The sequence below is a fragment of the Streptomyces sp. NPDC002054 genome (assembly GCF_040296685.1).
Classification (GTDB): domain Bacteria; phylum Actinomycetota; class Actinomycetes; order Streptomycetales; family Streptomycetaceae; genus Streptomyces.
In genome coordinates this window covers 1-13,789 of record NZ_JBEOXT010000007.1, presented here as the reverse complement: position 1 = coordinate 13,789, position 13,789 = coordinate 1, and the positions used below count along the sequence as shown (strand labels likewise).

The window sequence follows — 13,789 nt, the reverse complement described above, 5'->3', positions numbered from 1 at the left end:
GATCCCAAGAGCAGCGATCCCAAGAGCAGCGATTCCCAGAGAAGCGATTCCACCAGCGAGGAGCCGCGGAAGGCTCCCGAGCCCTCCGGGGTGGATCTTGCCCGGCAGGCGCTGGCGGCGGCCCGGGAGCAGGCGCGGTCCCGCGGCCAGGGCCAGGCGGGCCGCAGGCGCCAGGGCCAGCCGGGGCTGCGGTCCGGTGCCCGCGCGGACGGCCGGGACCCGATGCCGCTGATGGCGGCGCTGGACCGGCTGCGTACGGAGCGCGGCTGGGAGATGCCGATGGCGGTGGCCGGGGTGATGGAGCGCTGGCCGGAGATCGTGGGCCGGGAGATCGCCGTGCACTGCGTGCCGGAGAAGTACGAGGACCACGAGCTGACCGTGCGCTGCGATTCCTCGGCCTGGGCGGCGCAGCTGAAGCTGCTGGCTCCGCGGCTGGTGGCGACGTTGAACAAGGAGCTCGGCCAGGGCACGGTGCGGCTGATCCGGGTGCAGGGTCCGGGTGGCTGGCCGCGCCGGTACGGGCCGCTGCGGGCGCCGGGAAGTTCGGGTCCGGGCGACACCTGGGGATAGTCGGCCAGTGGTGTCCCTCACGGTAGCCGGAGGTTGACAGGCCGAAGCGCTCAATGCCCGCGTGAGCCTCTTTGAGCCCCTTCCTGAATATGGGGAGTCGGCCGAGGGAGGTTCAGGGCGGCACATGCGGACTCAGGGACCCGCAAACCCCCATTCATGTCAGCGCTACCGGTAGACTGGTGGTAAGAACGCAGATCGACGCAGCCGCTCCTGATTGGCATTCCTGCCGGCCCGGAGTACGGCCTGCGCTGTGCCAGAAAGGGCGCTTCGTGGCCGATTCCGGCGACTCCAACGAGAACAACCAGTACACGGCCAGCAACATCCAGGTCCTCGAAGGCCTGGATGCCGTACGCAAGCGGCCCGGCATGTACATCGGCTCGACCGGTGAGCGCGGGCTCCACCACCTCGTCTACGAGGTCGTCGACAACTCGGTCGACGAAGCGCTGGCCGGGCACGCGGACACCATCGACGTGACCATCCTCGCGGACGGCGGCGTGCGGGTCGTGGACAACGGCCGCGGTATCCCCGTCGGCATCGTGCCGTCCGAGGGGAAGCCGGCCGTCGAGGTCGTTCTGACGGTCCTCCACGCGGGCGGCAAGTTCGGCGGTGGCGGCTACGCCGTCTCCGGCGGTCTGCACGGCGTCGGTGTGTCCGTCGTGAACGCCCTGTCGACCAAGGTCGCGGTCCAGGTCAAGACGGACGGCCACCGCTGGACCCAGGACTACAAGCTGGGCGTGCCGACGGCCCCGCTGGCCAAGAACGAGGAGACGGCGGAGACCGGCACCTCGGTCACCTTCTGGGCCGACGGCGACATCTTCGAGACGACCGAGTACTCCTTCGAGACGCTCTCGCGCCGCTTCCAGGAGATGGCCTTCCTCAACAAGGGCCTGACCCTGACGCTGACCGACGAGCGTGAGTCGGCCAAGGCGACCGTCGGCGCGGACTCGGCCGAGGAGGCCGATGACGACAAGGCGCGGACGGTCACGTACCACTACGAGGGCGGCATCGTCGACTTCGTGAAGTACCTGAACTCGCGCAAGGGTGAGCTGATCCACCCCACGGTGATCGACGTCGAGGCCGAGGACAAGGAGCGGATGCTCTCGGTCGAGATCGCGATGCAGTGGAACTCGCAGTACAGCGAGGGTGTGTACTCGTTCGCGAACACGATCCACACGCATGAGGGCGGTACCCACGAGGAGGGTTTCCGGGCTGCGCTGACCTCGCTGGTCAACAAGTACGCGCGGGACAAGAAGCTGCTCCGGGAGAAGGACGACAACCTCACGGGTGACGACATCCGCGAGGGTCTGACGGCGATCATCTCGGTGAAGCTGGGCGAGCCGCAGTTCGAGGGTCAGACCAAGACCAAGCTGGGCAACACGGAGGCGAAGACCTTCGTGCAGAAGGTCGCGCACGAGCACCTCAACGACTGGTTCGACCGGAACCCGAACGAGTCGGCGGACATCGTCCGCAAGGCCATCCAGGCGGCCACCGCGCGCGTCGCGGCCCGCAAGGCGCGGGACCTGACCCGTCGCAAGGGCCTGCTGGAGAGCGCGTCGCTGCCGGGCAAGCTGTCGGACTGCCAGTCCAACGACCCGACCAAGTGCGAGATCTTCATCGTCGAGGGTGACTCGGCCGGCGGCTCGGCCAAGTCCGGCCGCAACCCGATGTACCAGGCCATCCTGCCGATCCGCGGCAAGATCCTGAACGTCGAGAAGGCGCGGATCGACAAGATCCTCCAGAACACCGAGGTCCAGGCGCTGATCAGTGCCTTCGGCACGGGTGTGCACGAGGACTTCGACATCGAGAAGCTCCGCTATCACAAGATCATCCTGATGGCGGACGCCGACGTCGACGGCCAGCACATCAACACCCTGCTGCTGACCTTCCTCTTCCGTTTCATGCGTCCGCTGGTCGAGGCGGGGCACGTGTACCTGTCGCGGCCCCCGCTCTACAAGATCAAGTGGGGTCGTGACGACTTCGAGTACGCGTACTCGGACCGTGAGCGCGACGCCCTGGTGGAGCTCGGCAAGCAGAACGGCAAGCGGATCAAGGACGACTCGGTCCAGCGCTTCAAGGGTCTGGGCGAGATGAACGCCGAGGAGCTGCGCGTCACCACCATGGACGTGGACCACCGGGTGCTCGGCCAGGTGACCCTGGACGACGCGGCCCAGGCCGACGACCTGTTCTCGGTGCTGATGGGTGAGGACGTCGAGGCCCGGCGTTCCTTCATCCAGCGCAATGCCAAGGACGTCCGCTTCCTCGACATCTGAGTCGGCCCGACGCTGACCGTCTGAAAGGATCTGAAGACCGGCAATGGCCGACGAAACCACTCCCACCGCAGAGAACACCGAAGAAGAGGGGCCGCAGCTGCGGATCGAGCCCGTGGGGCTCGAGACGGAGATGCAGCGCTCCTACCTCGACTACGCGATGTCCGTCATCGTGTCGCGCGCGCTGCCCGACGTACGGGACGGCCTCAAGCCGGTCCACCGCCGGGTGCTGTACGCGATGTACGACGGCGGTTACCGGCCCGAGAAGGGCTTCTACAAGTGCGCCCGCGTCGTCGGTGACGTCATGGGTACGTACCACCCGCACGGCGACTCCTCGATCTATGACGCGCTGGTGCGCCTCGCCCAGCACTGGTCGATGCGGCTGCCGCTGGTGGACTCCAACGGCAACTTCGGCTCCCCGGGCAACGACCCGGCCGCCGCCATGCGGTACACCGAGTGCAAGCTGATGCCGCTGGCCATGGAGATGGTCCGGGACATCGACGAGGAGACCGTCGACTTCCAGGACAACTACGACGGCCGCAACCAGGAGCCGACGGTCCTGCCGGCCCGGTTCCCGAACCTGCTGGTGAACGGCAGCGCCGGTATTGCGGTCGGCATGGCGACCAACATCCCGCCGCACAACCTCCGCGAGGTCGCGGAGGGCGCGCAGTGGTACCTGGCGAACCCGGAGGCCTCGCACGAGGAGCTGCTGGACGCCCTCATCGAGCGGATCAAGGGCCCGGACTTCCCGACCGGTGCGCTGGTCGTGGGCCGCAAGGGCATCGAGGAGGCGTACCGGACGGGCCGCGGCTCGATCACGATGCGCGCGGTGGTCGAGGTCGAGGAGATCCAGAACCGGCAGTGCCTGGTCGTTACGGAGCTGCCGTACCAGACCAACCCGGACAACCTCGCGCAGAAGATCGCCGACCTGGTGAAGGACGGCAAGATCGGCGGCATCGCCGACGTCCGTGACGAGACCTCCTCGCGGACCGGTCAGCGTCTGGTGATCGTGCTCAAGCGCGACGCGGTCGCCAAGGTCGTGCTCAACAACCTGTACAAGCACACCGATCTGCAGTCGAACTTCGGCGCGAACATGCTGGCGCTGGTCGACGGGGTGCCGCGCACGCTGTCGATCGACGCGTTCATCCGGCACTGGGTGCACCACCAGATCGAGGTCATTGTCCGCCGGACGAAGTTCCGGCTGCGCAAGGCCGAGGAGCGCGCCCACATCCTGCGCGGTCTGCTGAAGGCGCTGGACGCGATCGACGAGGTCATTGCGCTGATCCGGCGCAGCGACACCGTCGAGGTGGCCCGTGAGGGCCTGATGGGCCTGCTGGAGATCGACGAGATCCAGGCGAACGCGATCCTGGAGATGCAGCTGCGTCGGCTCGCCGCTCTGGAGCGGCAGAAGATCGTCGCCGAGCACGACGAGCTCCAGGCGAAGATCAACGAGTACAACGCGATCCTGGCCTCGCCGGAGAAGCAGCGGGCGATCGTCAGCGAGGAGCTGGCGGCCATCGTCGAGAAGTTCGGCGACGACCGGCGCTCCAAGCTGGTGCCGTTCGACGGTGACATGTCCATCGAGGACCTGATCGCCGAAGAGGACATCGTCGTCACCATCACCAACGGCGGGTACGTCAAGCGCACCAAGACCGAGGACTACCGGTCGCAGAAGCGCGGCGGCAAGGGCGTTCGCGGGACGAAGCTGAAGCAGGACGACATCGTCGACCACTTCTTCGTCTCGACCACGCACCACTGGCTGCTGTTCTTCACGAACAAGGGCCGGGTGTACCGGGCGAAGGCGTACGAGCTGCCGGACGCCGGCCGGGACGCGCGCGGCCAGCACGTGGCGAACCTGCTGGCCTTCCAGCCGGACGAGCAGATCGCGCAGATCCTGGCGATCCGCGACTACGAGGCGGCCCCGTACCTGATCCTGGCCACCAAGGCCGGTCTGGTGAAGAAGACCGCACTGAAGGACTACGACTCGCCCCGCTCGGGTGGCGTCATCGCGATCAACCTGCGCGAGACGGCCGGCGGGGAGGACGACGAGCTGATCGGTGCGGAGCTGGTGTCCGCGGACGACGACCTGCTGCTGATCAGCAAGAAGGCGCAGTCGATCCGCTTCACCGCGACCGATGACGCGCTGCGCCCGATGGGCCGTGCGACCTCGGGTGTGAAGGGCATGAGTTTCCGCGAGGGTGATGAGCTGCTCTCGATGAGCGTGGTCCGGCCCGGTACGTTCGTCTTCACCGCGACCGACGGCGGTTACGCCAAGCGGACGCCGGTCGACGAGTACCGCGTCCAGGGTCGTGGTGGTCTGGGCATCAAGGCCGCGAAGATCGTGGAAGATCGCGGGTCGCTCGTCGGAGCGCTCGTGGTGGACGAATCGGACGAAATTCTGGCAATCACCCTCGGCGGCGGTGTGATTCGTACGCGCGTCAACGAAGTCAGGGAGACCGGCCGTGACACCATGGGCGTCCAGCTGATCAACCTGGGCAAGCGTGACGCCGTCGTAGGTATCGCGCGCAATGCCGAGGCCGGTCAGGAGGCCGAGGAGGGCGATGAGCCCGAGACGGCCGAAGGACAGGCCACCGAGGCCGCCGAGGACATGTCGTCCTCGGCCGGGGAGCAGTAGGAGTAAGACGTGAGTGGAGCCACGGGCGCCGGACCGGCCACGACGGGAGCGAACAGCGCCCGTGGCGCCGCAGCCGACTCCAAGGGTGCACCGGCGACGGACACCCGGGGGTCGGAGCCCCAGCCGTATCATCCGCCGCAGGCGTACGCGGGTCCGGGCGCGGGCCCGGGCGCGCAGCGCGGTGAGCAGGGCCAGGACGGCGGCACGGCCGCCGCCGGCCTGCGCAAGCCGCGTACGGGCGCCCGTACGACGCCCAGGACGCGCAAGGCGCGGCTGCGGGTGGCGAAAGCCGACCCGTGGTCGGTGATGAAGGTCAGCTTCCTGCTGTCGATCGCCCTGGGCATCTGCACCGTCGTGGCCTCGGTGGTGCTGTGGATGGTCATGGACGCCATGGGCGTCTTCTCGACCGTCGGCGGGACCATCAGCGAGGCCACCGGGTCCAACGAGAGCAACGGCTTCGATCTGCAGTCGTTCCTTTCGCTGCCCCGCGTGCTGATCTTCACCTCCGTGATCGCGGTCATCGACGTGGTGCTGATGACGGCTCTGGCGACGCTGGGAGCCTTCATCTACAACCTGTCGGCGGGCTTCGTGGGCGGTGTGGAGCTCACCCTCGCCGAGGACGAGTAGGCCCCTGATCTGCGATTTGGGAACTCCCGGGTCTGTGCGCTAATCTTCAGAGGTCAGCGCGCAGCGCGGAGGGGCTATAGCTCAGTTGGTTAGAGCGCATCCCTGATAAGGATGAGGCCACAGGTTCAAATCCTGTTAGCCCCACAGTACGGTTACGGCCCGGCGGAGATTCTCCGCCGGGCCGTTGCCGTTGGATCTCCGGGTCGTTTTCAGCTCGTTCCCAGGTCACCGATCGGTATCGGTCGGTGTGTATTGTTGGGCGCCAGAAGTCCCCTACGTCAAAGAGAGACGAGGTCGCGCGGTGAAGAAGCTGCTCCTGGTCGCACTGGCCGCCATCGGCGGGCTCCTCGTGTACCGCCAGATCCAGGCGGACCGCGCCGAGCAGGACCTGTGGACGGAGGCGACCGACTCCGTGCCGTCCGGTTCCGGTGTGTGAGACCGAAGGTTGTGACGCGAAGCCCCGGACGCCGCTGCGGCCGGGGCTTTGTGCTGTTCCGGGGCGAAAAGACCCCCCGGTTCCGTTTCGCTAATATTTGAGTTGCGTCAGCAAATTCGGGGTGGGGCGTGATGAGTCGGGTCCGTACAGGGCTGGCGACGGCCGGGGCTGCGGCTCTGTGCGCGGCGGTCACGGCGGTCGCGGCGGGTGCCGCGCCGGGAGCGGCGTACGCGGCGGGTCCGGGCGAGGGATCCGCGTACCGGACGGGCCCGGACAGCCGGCGGATCGAGGGCGGGGCGAACCAGGCGGTGGGGCCCACCCTGGAGCTCGGCCGGTTCTACGAGGACACCCTCGCCCCCGCGCAGGAACGCTTCTACCAGGTGGTTCTGGACGACCGGTCCAGCGTGTACGTCACGGCGGTCGCCCGGCCCGGACAGCAGAGCAAGGTCGCCTACGGGGACGGCCTCGAGGCGATCCTGCTCGACACCAAGGGGAACTCCTGCAGCACGCCGGACGGCGTCAGCTTCGGCTCCGAACAGGCCCGGCCGCTGGCCGACGCGGCCGTCCGGCGGCTGGAGGAGGACGGCAAGTGCCAGCAGGCGGGCCCCTATTACGTGAAGCTGACCCGGACCAGCGCCAAGGACTCCGACCCGGCGCCGTGGCCGGTGGAACTGCACATGATCCGGGAGCCGAAGCTGTCCGGCAGCAACGCCCCGCAGACCGCGCCCAGCGCCTGGCCGTCGGCTCCCGTGACCCAGCCCTCCGACCAGCGGGTGGTGCGCCCCGGCGGCACCGGGTTCAACGATGCGCGGGCCCTGGAGACCGGGGTGTGGGGCGACACCGTGCAGCCGGGACAGACCCGCTTCTACCGGATTCCGGTGGACTGGGGGCAGCAGCTCAGCATCGGCACGGAGCTGACCGGCGGCAAGCTCACCCAGGCCTCCGGGTACGCGGGCAACGGCCTGGTCACCGAGGTGTACAGCCCGGCCCGGCTGATGATCGCCGCCGTGGACGAGTCGTACAACGGCAAGCAGGCGCAGGCGGCCGTCGGGCCGCTGGCCCCGGTGGCGTACGAGAACCGGTACGCGGACGCCCGCGAGGTGCGGCCGGTGCGGACGGCCGGCTGGTACTACCTGGCGGTGACCGTGGACAAGAAGGTCGGTGAGTTCACCGCTCAGGACGTGCCGCTGCAGCTGACCCTGCGGGTGAAGGTCACCGGGACGGCCGTGCCCGGACCCGCGTACGCCGAGAGTCTGTCCGCGGCCGGGTTCGGGGTCGGCGGGGACGACCGGGCCGCCGCCCGGGAGGGGCTGACGGCCCCGGAGGCCGCCGATGCGGCGGACACCCGGTCGACGATGACGGTGGTGGCCGCGGCCGGCTTCGGTACGGGGACGCTGCTGCTGCTCGCCCTGGGCGGGTGGATGCTGCTGGGGCGGCGGTCCGCTACATCCGGATGAGCGCCCAGATGCCCATGGCGTAGCAGGCCAGCGCACCGGCCAGCAGGGACAGCTTCGCCTTGGCGGAGGGGCCGGCGGGGGTCCGGCGGGCCGCGGCCGGCGCAGGTGCAGGTGCCGGGTCCAGCGGCATCGGGGTGGTCCGGACGGGCGGCGCGAGGGGGAAACTGCCGGTCGCCGAGGGCTGCGGGGCCTGCGGGGGCAGGGGCGGTCCGAATCCCGGGTGCGGCGCGGGGTGCGGCTGCCGGGCGGAGGTCCGGGTCTGCTCGGTGTCCAGCGTGGCGCCGGTGTCGGGGCCGGTCTGTGCGGACAGCACGGTGGACTCGGCGGGAACGGATCGGTTCTGCGGCGGGACCGTGGGCGCGGTGGCGGTGCCGGTCGTCGGGGTGCTTTGCGGGCCGAGCGGGCCCTGCGGGCCGAAGCCGGCCGGGAGCGGCCCCAACTGGTCGAAGACCTCGACCGGTTCCGCCCCCGGATCGGCCGGCGGGAGCAGCTCCACGGCCTCGGCGAGGGCCTTGCGGGCGCCTGTGGCGGTACGGAACCGGGCCTGGGGGTCCGGTTGCAGGAGGTTCGCCACGACCTGCCAGACGGGCGCCGGGACGCCTTCGGGGGCCCCGGGGGTGCCGTGGGCGAGGAAGTACTCGACCAGGGCCTGGGAATCGGGTTTGCGGCCCTGCAGGAGGTAGAGGGCGACCAGGCCGACCGCGTAGAGATCGGCCGGGAAGTCGGGTTCGGCACCGAGGAGTTGTTCGGGGGCGAAATAACCCGGCGTGCCGACCACGTAGTTGGTCTCGGTCAGCCGGGGCTCGCCCTTGCGCATGGAGATCCCGAAGTCGGACAGCCGCAGGTGCGGCCGCCCGGATCCGGTGGTCTCCATCAGGATGTTGGCCGGTTTGATGTCGCGGTGGACCACGCCCTCTGCGTGCACCGCCGCCAGCCCGGAGAGCAGCTGGTCGAGCAGGGTGCAGACGAACCGGGGCGGCAGGGCCCCGTAGTCGCCGATGACATGGGCCAGCGAACCGCCGCTGACCAGATCCATGGTGAACAGGACCTTGTCGTCGTCCGCCGCCCAGCTGGCCGGGGCCAGCACGTGCGGGTGGTCGATACGGAGGGCCTGTTCACGCACGAAGCGCAGCAGGGTGTGGGCGTCGCTCTGCAGGAGCACCTTGGCGGCGACGTACCGGCGGCGCCGGTGGTCCCATGCGCGCCAGACGGCGCCGGCTCCGCCGCGCCCGATCGGATCGGCCAGTTCGTACCGGCCGGCGAAGATCTCACCCATCCGCTGTGCCCGTCCCCCGTGATCTCTGCCGCGTGCCGTCAGTTCTGGTGGGCCTCGTAGTGGGCGACCGCGTCGGCGGTGCGTCCGGCTCCGTACACCCGGAGGAACTCTGCCAGTTCCGGATGGCTGGGGGCGAGGGTGTCCGCCGCGTCGATGATGTCCCCGGCCGCGGAGACCGAACGCAGCAGCGACTGGATCTCACGGACCACGCGCTTGACGGTGGGAGCTCCGGAACCGGTCGCGGTCTGGCCGCTGTTGCTGAGGACCGAGCCTCCCTGGGTCTTCTTGATCTCGTCCATGCGGTCGGTGGCCTCGGCGGCGCTGACGCTGCCGTCGGAGACCTGTCCGGCCAGGTCCTGGAGTGCCTGGACCCGCTGGACCACGGCCGGGTTCCCGATCTTCGCGCGCTGGCCGCTCATCAGCTGGGAGAGCATGGGCGCGGACAGTCCGAGGACGGCAGCGAGGCGTGCCTGGTTCAAGCCGAGATCATCTATGAGCCGGCGGAAGAGCGCCCCGAGCGGCTCCCCGTACCAGCTGCGCTGAAGTTCTCTGGCTCTGGCGGTGGCCTCTTGCTGTACTGCGTCCACTCTTACTACTCCCCTTCGCTGGTGCGAACCTCGCGAGCATCTTACGGAGAGTGGTCGCGGGACGGGAGTCCCTATCATTTTGCGAGATCAGGGGGTACACCCGGTACTCTGGTCTGCGGACGCGGCCACACCTGCACGGGTGGGGGTCTCATCCGCTTTTCCCGGGGCCTTAGCTCAGTTGGTAGAGCGCTGTCTTTGCATGGCAGATGTCAGGGGTTCGACTCTCCTAGGCTCCACAGAAGGAACGCCCTCCTGACCTGCGGAAACGCAGGTCAGGAGGGCTCTTTTGTTTCCTCTGGTGGGCACATGGTGGGCACATCCGGTCGATTACCGTCGTCCCATGGCCTACATCGAAACCAAGGAGCGAAGGGGCGGAGACCCCACGTTCGTCGTCCGCTGGCGCGCAGCCGGAGCCCGAAACGGCAAGCGAGAGTCTGAGTCGTTCGACGATCTCCCGTCCGCTGAGAAGTTCCGAGACCTCGTGAAGGCGCACGGGGAACACTGGCCGCCTGGGTGGACCCGAGGTCACGGTTTCGTTGCAGACCGGCGCCGCAAGGAGACGATGTTCGAGCCCTTCGCGCTCGCCTACGTCGACCGCCTCACCGGCATTCAGGGCGACACGCGCAGTAAGTACAAAAAGGAAATACGGGAGAACATGGCTCCCTGGTTCGGTCCGTACTCCGTGGAGGACGGCGAGGGCAGCATCGTCCGGACCATGATCCAGGACTGGGTCAACGACCTGGAAGCCGGACGCCTCGCTCCGCTCGACCCCCGCGACCGGAATCCCCGGACCGCGTACGCACCGAAGACCGTCCAGAACAAGCACGGCCTCCTCAGCGCCATCATGCAGTCCGCCGTGGACGCAGAACCGTCACTGCGGGCCTCTAACCCGTGCGCGAAGACTCGTTTGCCCCGGCTCGACGGGGCGGAGGACGAAGAGGAGATGGTCTTCCTCGAACGGGACGAATGGGCCTGGATCTACGAATGCCTCCGTGACGACGCCAAGGATCTTGGCGAGACCATCGCGGAGACCGGATTCCGGTGGGGCGAGGCCACCGCGCTCCAGCCCCGTGACCTCCGACGACGCAACGGCCGCCCGGCCATCCGTGTCCAGCGGGCATGGAAGAAGGACGAGGACGGCAAGTCCATCCTCGGCCCCCCGAAGACCCGGAAGTCCCGCCGCACCGTCGTCATCACTCACAAGCTGGACCGGATGCTGCGGCGCCGCGCCAAGGGGCTGGCCCCCGATGCCCTGATCTTCACCGGCCCCGAAGGTGGCAAGTGGGACCCGGGTACCTTCCGCCGCCTGCGCTGGGTGCCGGCGATCGAGCTGGCCGCGGAGAAGTACGGACTCATCAAGCGACCGCGCATCCATGATCTCCGTCACTCTCACGCATCGTGGCTGATCGCCGCGAAGGTTCCCCTGCCGGCGATCCAAGGACGGCTTGGACACGAGTCCATCACCACCACCGTGGACCGCTACGGCCACCTCCTGGACGCCTTGGACGACGAGGTCATGGCCGCCATCGAATGGGCCATGGACCCGACCGCCCCGCTGCCGGGCTTCTTGGAGCGCTCCGGCCTGGCAGCCGCGACGGACGGACTCCCCCACGTTCCCCGTCAGCTCTCGGGGCTGGCCCAGGAGACCTGGAAGGATGCCAGCGCCGTGCCACAGGACGGCGTGGAAGAGGGAGACGACCCGGTCTTCGTCGTCACGCTGGGCGGCCGGGAGGTGCCGTTCGCGGACTGTCAGCACGCGCAGGACGTTGCGGACCAGTGGAACGACGATCACGAGGACGAGATCGCGACCATGCGGGCGGACGGCTGGCCAGAGGAGGAGATCGCCCGCCGAGGAGCCCTCGGCCCAGAGGAACGCGAGCGGTGGATCGGTGGCGGCTCCGTCTGGACCCGGATGCCGGAGAGGCAGTTCGTGTACTCCGCTCTGGCGTCGTACGAAGCCGAGGGCACCTTGACCTACGAGCCGCTTCCGGTGAGTGGCCGGTGGACGTGGGAGTTCGAGCACGACGGCTTCACCACGAGGGCCGCGGAGTTCCGGACGGAGCTCCGCCCTGGTGGCAGCACCGAGGCACACGCTCGGGGAATCAACAGGTCGGCGGTGTCCCGTGCCTTTGAGCAGGCCCGTGTGGAGGCTCTGGAGGCGTGCTCCAAGCACCCAGACGCTGATCTCACCAGCACGCAGGCATGACGAGGTAGCCCACCTCGTCACCCGAAGAGGCGTGTCCTTCATCACAACAAGTTCGGCCCGCTCCTGTCGAGGAGCGGGCCGAACTCGTCTGTGCTTCGCAGGGGAAAACCGTCGGTCGCCTCAGCCCACGACTTCGGAGGTGGGGTAGCAGACGGTTTGCCACCGATCGGGTGCGTCAGTCTGCGACCAGCCGTTGACGGTGTCGGACTTCCCTCGCTCCCGCGGGTCGATGATGAACCCGTTCTCGATCAAGCGATGACCGAACGACGCGGGGGCGAAGCCGGAGTCCGCCGGACCCAGGTCCCGGGCGACGAGTAGCCGTACGGGGTTGGGGTCCTCGACGCGAACCTCCTGCTGTCCCGCGGAGGCGAGCGGGGCCACGATCAGGCGCCAGCGTCCTTCCTGTATGTACACGAGGGCGCGGTGCGGGCCGGTGGGTGTCACGTTCTCTCCCAAGCTGGATCGGTCTGGTGGCGATCGGTCGTCACCAGAGACTGAGGGGGCGCCCTGCTGCGATCGCCGCCCGGATGCGCGCGGCGATCTCCGCCGTGGGCTCCCCGCCCTCTCGGCCGGCCCGGATGGCGGCGCCGATCGCGCGGGAGCGGCCGGCCGGGCCGCGCAGGTCCGCAAGGGGGCTGCCCGGGTCCCTGCGGCGAGCTAGCCATTCCGCCCGGTTCTCCGCCGCCGTGCCCAGCCGGAGGTGCGTCGGCTGCTGGCAGGAGTGGTTGTCGCACGTGTGGCAGACCGTCGGGCTGTCGGTCCCCCAGCCGAGGCGCGGGATCACGCCGTGCGCGAGCTGGTACCCGTACAGGTGGCCCGGCGCTGTGCCCCGTCGCGTTCTGCCCGGCCGCGAGGCGGCTCTGAAGCTGGCGTGACCGGTGCTGGAGATCCCGCCGAAGAAGAACCAGCAGTCCTCGGTTGACGAGGTGCGGTAGACCTTGGCCCAGTAGCGGGCCTGAACGGACTCGTCGGCCAGCCAGACCGACCACTCGGTAGCCGGTATGCGCACGGGCGTTGGCTCACCGATGAGGGCAAGCTGCTCATCAACGTGAGCGGGCCCGGACCCCTTCACCGCCGCGAGCGGGAAGAGTCCGGACCCGAGGTCGTTCTCAGGCGGCATCAGCCCGGCTGCCGTCTGCCGTGACGACCGGGTTCGGGGCGTCCGAGGTCGCGGAGTTCGCCGCATCCGCCCGAGGCTTACGGGTTCGGGGGGTGCGGGGCCGCTCGGCGCGGGCCCGCAGCGATTCGATGATCTCCTTCGCCCGAGCGGCGGTAACAGGCTTCGCCTCGCGTTCCAGCTCCTCCGCCGGGACGCCCAGCAGTTCCGAGACCAACTCGGCGTCGTTGTCGAACAGTCGCAGGACTACAGCAGCAGCCTCCCGCGCCGTGACATCGGCCTCCTCCTTCGCCTTAGCCGCCTTCACCGCGGCATCACGCGCGGTCAGCGCGCTCTCGGCGGCCATCTCCCGCGTCTTCGCCTTCACCGCTTCAGCAGCGCGAACCCGCCGCCGCAGCTCCGACGCGCTCACCGGTCCTGCCGAATTCGTGCTCACCCGTGCCCCCAGTTCTGTTCGAAAAGACTGCTCGTCGCGCGCACCGTAGGCACAGGTCCGCGGACATCTCGAACCACGAGTTCGTTGGGTGCCGGCGAGGGCGGAAAGGCTGCCTCCGGCGGGTCCTCCTCGGAGGGGGTGGGGGCTGGTCGGTCGAGTGCCGCGCCGTCGTGGT

The 13,789-nt window shown here is 68.9% G+C and carries 12 protein-coding genes and 2 tRNA genes; 9 read left to right on the top strand and 5 right to left on the bottom strand.

The window, feature by feature from the left end; genetic code table 11:
* Positions 1-90: 90 nt before the first annotated feature.
* The 7 genes from ABT123_RS08155 to ABT123_RS08125 all read left to right on the top strand — a co-directional run bounded on the left by ABT123_RS08155 (position 91) and on the right by ABT123_RS08125 (position 7,992).
* Entirely contained in the window at positions 91-570 is a 480-nt protein-coding gene (locus ABT123_RS08155; RefSeq protein WP_351311333.1) for a DciA family protein, read from the top strand.
* 248 nt (positions 571-818) lie between these two features.
* Positions 819-2,840 carry a DNA topoisomerase (ATP-hydrolyzing) subunit B gene (gene gyrB, locus ABT123_RS08150; protein ID WP_351311331.1) on the top strand — a complete coding sequence of 674 codons (2,022 nt, stop codon included), beginning with the start codon at positions 819-821 and terminating at the stop codon, positions 2,838-2,840.
* 43 nt (positions 2,841-2,883) lie between these two features.
* A complete protein-coding gene (gyrA, locus tag ABT123_RS08145; protein ID WP_351310989.1) occupies positions 2,884-5,472 on the top strand; it encodes a DNA gyrase subunit A in 2,589 nt (862 codons plus the stop codon).
* A 9-nt stretch (positions 5,473-5,481) separates the two neighbouring features.
* Entirely contained in the window at positions 5,482-6,099 is a 618-nt protein-coding gene (locus ABT123_RS08140; protein ID WP_351310987.1) for a DUF3566 domain-containing protein, read from the top strand.
* Between the two features lie 70 nt (positions 6,100-6,169).
* Positions 6,170-6,243 (top strand) — tRNA-Ile (locus tag ABT123_RS08135).
* A gap of 157 nt (positions 6,244-6,400) precedes the next feature.
* Complete coding sequence (locus tag ABT123_RS08130; RefSeq protein ID WP_208809277.1) at positions 6,401-6,535, top strand: DLW-39 family protein; 135 nt, start codon at positions 6,401-6,403, stop codon at positions 6,533-6,535.
* Positions 6,536-6,666: 131 nt separating this feature from the next.
* Positions 6,667-7,992 (top strand): hypothetical protein, encoded by a 1,326-nt coding sequence (locus ABT123_RS08125; RefSeq protein WP_351310985.1) that lies wholly within the window; start codon positions 6,667-6,669, stop codon positions 7,990-7,992.
* Here the strand turns inward: ABT123_RS08125 and ABT123_RS08120 are convergent.
* The gene (locus ABT123_RS08120) at positions 7,979-9,268 is read right to left on the bottom strand and encodes a serine/threonine-protein kinase (RefSeq protein ID WP_351310983.1); all 1,290 of its coding nucleotides are present in this window, start codon (positions 9,266-9,268) and stop codon (positions 7,979-7,981) included. The two genes, ABT123_RS08125 and ABT123_RS08120, sit on opposite strands and share 14 nt — an antisense overlap.
* A gap of 38 nt (positions 9,269-9,306) precedes the next feature.
* The gene (locus ABT123_RS08115) at positions 9,307-9,855 is read right to left on the bottom strand and encodes a helix-turn-helix domain-containing protein (protein ID WP_150208762.1); all 549 of its coding nucleotides are present in this window, start codon (positions 9,853-9,855) and stop codon (positions 9,307-9,309) included.
* A gap of 163 nt (positions 9,856-10,018) precedes the next feature.
* Between ABT123_RS08115 and ABT123_RS08110 the strand changes: the two genes are divergently transcribed.
* Both ABT123_RS08110 and ABT123_RS08105 read left to right on the top strand, forming a co-directional pair.
* Positions 10,019-10,091, top strand: a tRNA-Ala gene (locus ABT123_RS08110).
* A gap of 326 nt (positions 10,092-10,417) precedes the next feature.
* The gene (locus ABT123_RS08105; RefSeq protein ID WP_351310981.1) at positions 10,418-12,061 is read left to right on the top strand and encodes a tyrosine-type recombinase/integrase; all 1,644 of its coding nucleotides are present in this window, start codon (positions 10,418-10,420) and stop codon (positions 12,059-12,061) included.
* Positions 12,062-12,181: 120 nt separating this feature from the next.
* On the opposite strand, the gene ABT123_RS08100 is transcribed toward ABT123_RS08105, so the two are convergent.
* From ABT123_RS08100 to ABT123_RS08090, 3 genes are all read right to left on the bottom strand, one after another.
* Positions 12,182-12,505, bottom strand: a complete 324-nt coding sequence (locus ABT123_RS08100) for a hypothetical protein (protein ID WP_351310979.1) — start codon at positions 12,503-12,505, stop codon at positions 12,182-12,184.
* A gap of 40 nt (positions 12,506-12,545) precedes the next feature.
* A complete protein-coding gene (locus tag ABT123_RS08095) occupies positions 12,546-13,070 on the bottom strand; it encodes an HNH endonuclease family protein (RefSeq protein WP_351310977.1) in 525 nt (174 codons plus the stop codon).
* A gap of 100 nt (positions 13,071-13,170) precedes the next feature.
* Positions 13,171-13,545, bottom strand: coding sequence for a hypothetical protein (locus ABT123_RS08090; protein ID WP_351310975.1), 375 nt, complete (start codon positions 13,543-13,545; stop codon positions 13,171-13,173).
* Between the last annotated feature and the right edge of the window lie 244 nt (positions 13,546-13,789).